We start from the raw sequence: 4893 nt of genomic DNA on the forward strand, positions 1-4893 counted from the left end.
CTGCGGGTGCGGGTTGTGTGCGCCTGGGCGGGGGATGCCCGCCCAGGCGCACACAACCCGCACCCGCAGCAGGCCGCACCCGTAACGGACCCCCGTGCTGCCCGGCGCCGTCTGGACGTGCGCGACCTCGTGGACGTCCACATCCGCGCGATGGCCTCGCCGCAGGCCGCGGGCGAACGCTTCCTGGCCACGGGCGAGTTCCGCTGAATGGCGGACATGGCCCGCACCCTGCGCGAGGGGCTCGGTGAGGACGGCCGCAAGGTGGCCACCCGGCAGGCGGTGCCGGACCGCGCCCAGAGCCCCGTCGAGCACGGCGCGGTGTGACCCGCCCGGGGAAATCCCCGTGTGCCCTGCGCCGCCGAGGTGACATCCTGGCCGGGTGAGCGGTGTGAACGGACCCGAGATCGGCATCAGCTTCGCCTCCGCGCTGCGGCTCTTCGCCGCGGCGCCACGACGGGAGGGGCGGACCACCGTCGTCACCGACGGGGTGTCCACGCTGGGACACGTCGTGGAGTCGCTCGGCGTCCCGCTGACCGAGGTCGGCCGGCTGCTGGCGGACGGCCGCGAGGTCCCCGTCTCGTACGTCCCGGTCGCCGGCGTGCACGTCGAGGTCGAGCCCGTCAGGCGGCCGCAGTCCGTGCCGGGGGCGCCGCTGCGCTTCCTGCTCGACGTGCACCTGGGCACGCTCGCCCGGCGGTTGCGGCTGCTGGGGGTCGACGCCGCGTACGAGAGCGAGGACATCGGCGACCCCGCCCTGGCCGCCCGGTCGGCCGCCGAACGGCGGGTGATGCTCTCGCGGGACCGCGGCCTGCTGCGCCGCCGGGAACTGTGGGCGGGCGCCTACGTCTACAGCGACCAGCCCGACGAGCAACTGCGCGACGTGCTCGGCCGGTTCGCCCCCGTCCTGGAGCCCTGGACGCGCTGCACGGCGTGCAACGGGCCGCTGCGGGAGGCCGACAAGGACACCGTGTGGGAGAAGCTGGAGCACGGCACCCGGCGCAGCTACGACGTGTTCGCGCAGTGCGTCGTCTGCGAGCGCCCGTACTGGCGCGGCGCGCACCACGCCCGGCTGGACGCGATCGTCCGGGACGCGGTGGGCGAGTTCGGCGGCGGCTCCGCCGTGCCGTCGGGGGCCGGGGGTTCCTGAGGGTCGCGGGCGGCTCCGGCGTCCCGCGGTGGGGACAAGTGCCCCGAAGGCCCACAAGCCGCGGCAACTGTGAGCCATGGCACAGCGCTTGCACTTCACGATTCGTCCCATCGGCTACTCACCGGTAGAGGCCGTCGCTACGGTACTGCGCAACCGGTTCCGCCGAGCGGAACGTAGTCGTACGGGCGCGTAGCGTGTCCCGCGCGGCGGGATCCGGCTGTCCACCGTCCGAGCAGCCTGGAGAGTGCATGCGTCGCCGTCCCGGCAGCCGCACAATCCGCACCCGGATCCTCGCCCTGGTGCTGATCCCCGTCGTCGTCCTCGTCTCACTGTGGACCTTCGCCGTGGTCTCGGTGACGGGCGAACTGCGCGACCTCATCCGGCTGCAGGCCGTCTACGTCCACTACGGGACCCCGGTCGACACCGCCGTCGGCCAGATCCAGGTCGAACGGCGGCTGTCCGCCGCGTACCTGGCCTCCGGGAGCAGCCGGAGCGCGCTGGCCGACCTCACCGGGCAGCAGCGGCACACCGACGAGGTGATCGCCGCGATGCGCGCGGCGATCGGCGACCGGGGCGAGCGCGGTGACCTCAGCGCCGGCCAGAGCCGGGTGCTCACCCGGGCGCTCGCCGCCGTGGACCGGCTGCCCGCGCTGCGCCGCGACGTCATCGCCGGGCGGATCGACTGGGCGCGCGCCGTGGACCGCTACACCGACGTCGTCCTGCCCACCTTCGAGGTGCAGACCGGCCTGACCGCCCTGCAGAACGGGCAGCTGGCCCGCGAGGCGCAGAACGTCGCCGGGCTCGTCCGGGTGCGCGAGTTCGTCTCCCACGAGGACGCGCTGGTGACCGGAGGACGGGTCGCGGGCGGCTTCACCACCGACCGGTTCCGCCGGCTGGCCGCCACGATCGAGGACCGCCGGGTCTTCCAGCGCACCTACGTACCGCCCCTTCCCGCCGACTCGCGCGCCCTCTTCCGGGAGTTCGAGCGCGGGCCGCTCTACCGGTCCCTGGTCGAGGGCGAGGACGCCCTGCTCCGGGCCGGCGCGACCGGCACCGGCAAGGTGCTGGTGAGCGCGTCGTGGCGGCGGACCATGGACGACGCCGTCCGCAGGTACATGCTGCTGTGCACCGACGCGGCGAAGAACGCCGCCGCCCGCGGCCGGGACTTCGCCCGGCGGGAGCTGCTGTACGCGGGTGCCGCGGGCGGCGCGGGACTGCTCGGCGTGGGACTGTCCCTCTGGTTCTCCGTCCGCACCGGGCGCCGGATCACCCGGCGGCTGGAGGAACTGCGGGACGCCGCCGACACCCTGGCGGTGCGCCAGCTCCCCGAGGTGACCCGGCGGCTGGGCGCGGGCGAGCAGGTCGACGTGGCCGCCGAGGCGCCGCCGCTCGCCTTCGGGCGGCCGGAGGACGACGGCTCCGACAGCGCGGGCCCGGACGAGATCGGGCAGGTCGGCCGCGCGCTGAACGCGGCGCGCCGGGCCGCGGTCGAGGCGGCCGTCCGGCAGGCCGACCTGCGGCGCGCGATGTCGGCGCTGTTCCTCAACATCGCCCGCCGCAACCAGGCGCTGGTGCACCGCCAGCTGAAGCTCGTCGACACCCTCGAACGGCGCACCTCCGACCCCGACGCGCTCGCCGAGCTGTTCCGCATCGACCACCTCACCACCCGCATGCGCCGCCACGCCGAGGGCCTGATCATCCTCTCCGGGGCCGCGCCGGGACGCGTCTGGCGCAAGCCGGTGCCGATCGTCGACGTCGTCGGCGCGGCGGTCGGGGAGGTCGAGGAGTACGCGCGCGTGGTGGTGCCGCCCATGCCGGAGGTCGGCGTGGTCGGCGAGGCCGTGGTCGACCTGATCCACCTCATCGCCGAACTGGTCGAGAACGCCACGGTGTTCTCCCCACCGCGCACCCAGGTGACCATGCGGGTCGGCGAGGCCGCGCACGGCTTCGCCCTGGAGATCGACGACCGCGGCCTCGGCATGGACGCCGACGAGCTCGAACAGGCCAACGCCACGCTCCGGCACGCGGAGGACTTCGACCCGGCGCGCAGCGAACGGCTCGGCCTGTACGTCGTCGGCCGCCTCGCCCACCGGCACGGCGTCGAAGTGACGCTCACCCGCTCCCCGTTCGGCGGCACCACGGCGGTGGTCTTCCTGCCGGGGCCGGTGCTGGCGCCCGTCACCGCCGGGGCGGGTACGGAGTCCGGGCCGGAGCCCGTGGCGACCGCCGCCGGGGCCCGGGCGGTGACCGCGGGGAGCGCGCCGGGCGACGGGGCCGTGGCGGAGCCGTCCGGCCCGCTGCCGCGGCGCAGGCGTGAGCCGGCCACGCGGGCGGTGCCCGGGCCGGTCCCGGCCGTGCCCACGGCTCCCGGGACCGGCGCGGCGGCGGCGCTGCCCACACGGGTGCGCCAGGCGAACCTGGCCCCGCAGTTGCGCGCCGGGGCGGACGATCCGGAGGCCGGGCGCGAGGTCACCGGCGCCGGCCTGTCGCCGGAGCAGATGGGGGCGATCTTCGGGGCCTTCCAGCGAGGGCTGAACCGGGGACGCGACGGTGCGGGAGAAGGAGGGGCAGGGACATGACTGACGCCGAGCCGTCCGGCACGGCACATCCCGAGGACGCCGGGGCCGCCGAGGGTCTGGACTGGCTGCTGGACGACCTGGTGGACCGCACGGATCACGTGCGCCAGGCCGTGCTGCTGTCCGGGGACGGGCTGGCGACGGCCTCATCCAAGGGGCTGACCGGCAAGGACGTCGACCATCTGGCCGCGGTGTGCTCCGGTTTCAACGGCCTGGCCAAGTCGGCCGGCCGGTCGTTCGCGGTGGGCGGGGTCCGCCAGGTCATGGTGATGCTGGACGACGCCTACCTGTTCGTCACCCCGGCCGGCGAGGGCAGTTGCCTGGCGGTCCTGTGCGCCTCGGGCGCGGATGTCGGGCAACTGGCCTACGAGATGGGCCTGCTCGTCAAGCGCACCGGACGGCACCTGGCCACTCCCGCCCGCGCGGCGGACGATCCGGGCGAGGAGTGACCCGGCGCGCCGAGGGCGGCGAGGACCGCTGGTACGACGAGGAGTCCGGCCCGATCGTCCGTCCGTACACCGTGACCGGGGGCCGTACTCGCCCCGACACGGAGCGCTCCTTCACGCTGATGGACCGGGTCCGGGCCCTGGACGAGCCCACGGGCCCGCGGGCGCACGGGCTGGTCGACCACGCGCGCGCCTCCCTGCTGGAGCTGCTGCGCCGTCAGGGGCCGCTGCCCCTGGTGGAGCTGGCGGCCGACGCCGACCTCCCGGTCACCGTGGTGCGCGTCGTGCTCGGTGACCTGGTCGACGCCGGGCTCGCCCGGGTGGACCCGCCGCCGGCCGCCGCCGGGCGGCCCGACGCGGATCTGCTGCGCGAGGTGATCCGCGGGCTGCGCGCCCTGTGAGGGCGGGTCCCCCGCGCCGGCCCGCGGGGGAGGAGGCGCGGATCCGGTGCGGTCCGACCTCTAGACATGACGTGTCCATGTCGCCAACCTGTTACCTGCCGCTCGTCCGGCAGAAACGTCCCAGCAGAAGGATGGCCGACGGTTCCAGCGGCCAAACACCCCCACACCCAAGGGAGTTCCCTATGTCCCGGATACGCAGTGCTCTCGCGCGGCGCAGTGTCTACGCGCGTCGACGCCTGGGTCTCCTCGTGGCGCTCACCAGCCTGTTCGCCGGCTTCGCGACCCTGAACGGCCCCACCGCCCAGGCGGCGACGCGCGTAGAC

At 75.2% G+C, this 4893-nt stretch carries 4 protein-coding genes and 1 pseudogene; all 5 read left to right on the forward strand.

Going from position 1 to position 4893, the window contains the following annotated elements:
- A pseudogene (locus PV341_RS43765) lies at positions 1-207 on the forward strand (hypothetical protein); the annotation flags it as partial.
- 181 nt (positions 208-388) lie between these two features.
- Positions 389-1147 (forward strand): Mut7-C RNAse domain-containing protein, encoded by a 759-nt coding sequence (locus PV341_RS43770; RefSeq protein WP_500322393.1) that lies wholly within the window; start codon positions 389-391, stop codon positions 1145-1147.
- A 248-nt stretch (positions 1148-1395) separates the two neighbouring features.
- Positions 1396-3726, forward strand: coding sequence for a sensor histidine kinase (locus PV341_RS43775; protein WP_500322131.1), 2331 nt, complete (start codon positions 1396-1398; stop codon positions 3724-3726).
- Positions 3723-4172, forward strand: coding sequence for a roadblock/LC7 domain-containing protein (locus PV341_RS43780; protein ID WP_500322132.1), 450 nt, complete (start codon positions 3723-3725; stop codon positions 4170-4172). The genes PV341_RS43775 and PV341_RS43780 overlap by 4 nt, the downstream gene beginning before the upstream one ends.
- The gene (locus PV341_RS43785; RefSeq protein WP_500322134.1) at positions 4169-4570 is read left to right on the forward strand and encodes a DUF742 domain-containing protein; all 402 of its coding nucleotides are present in this window, start codon (positions 4169-4171) and stop codon (positions 4568-4570) included. The genes PV341_RS43780 and PV341_RS43785 overlap by 4 nt, the downstream gene beginning before the upstream one ends.
- The last annotated feature ends 323 nt before the right edge of the window (positions 4571-4893 follow it).

The organism is Streptomyces sp. PA03-1a (genome assembly GCF_033792805.1).
Lineage (GTDB): Bacteria > Actinomycetota > Actinomycetes > Streptomycetales > Streptomycetaceae > Actinacidiphila.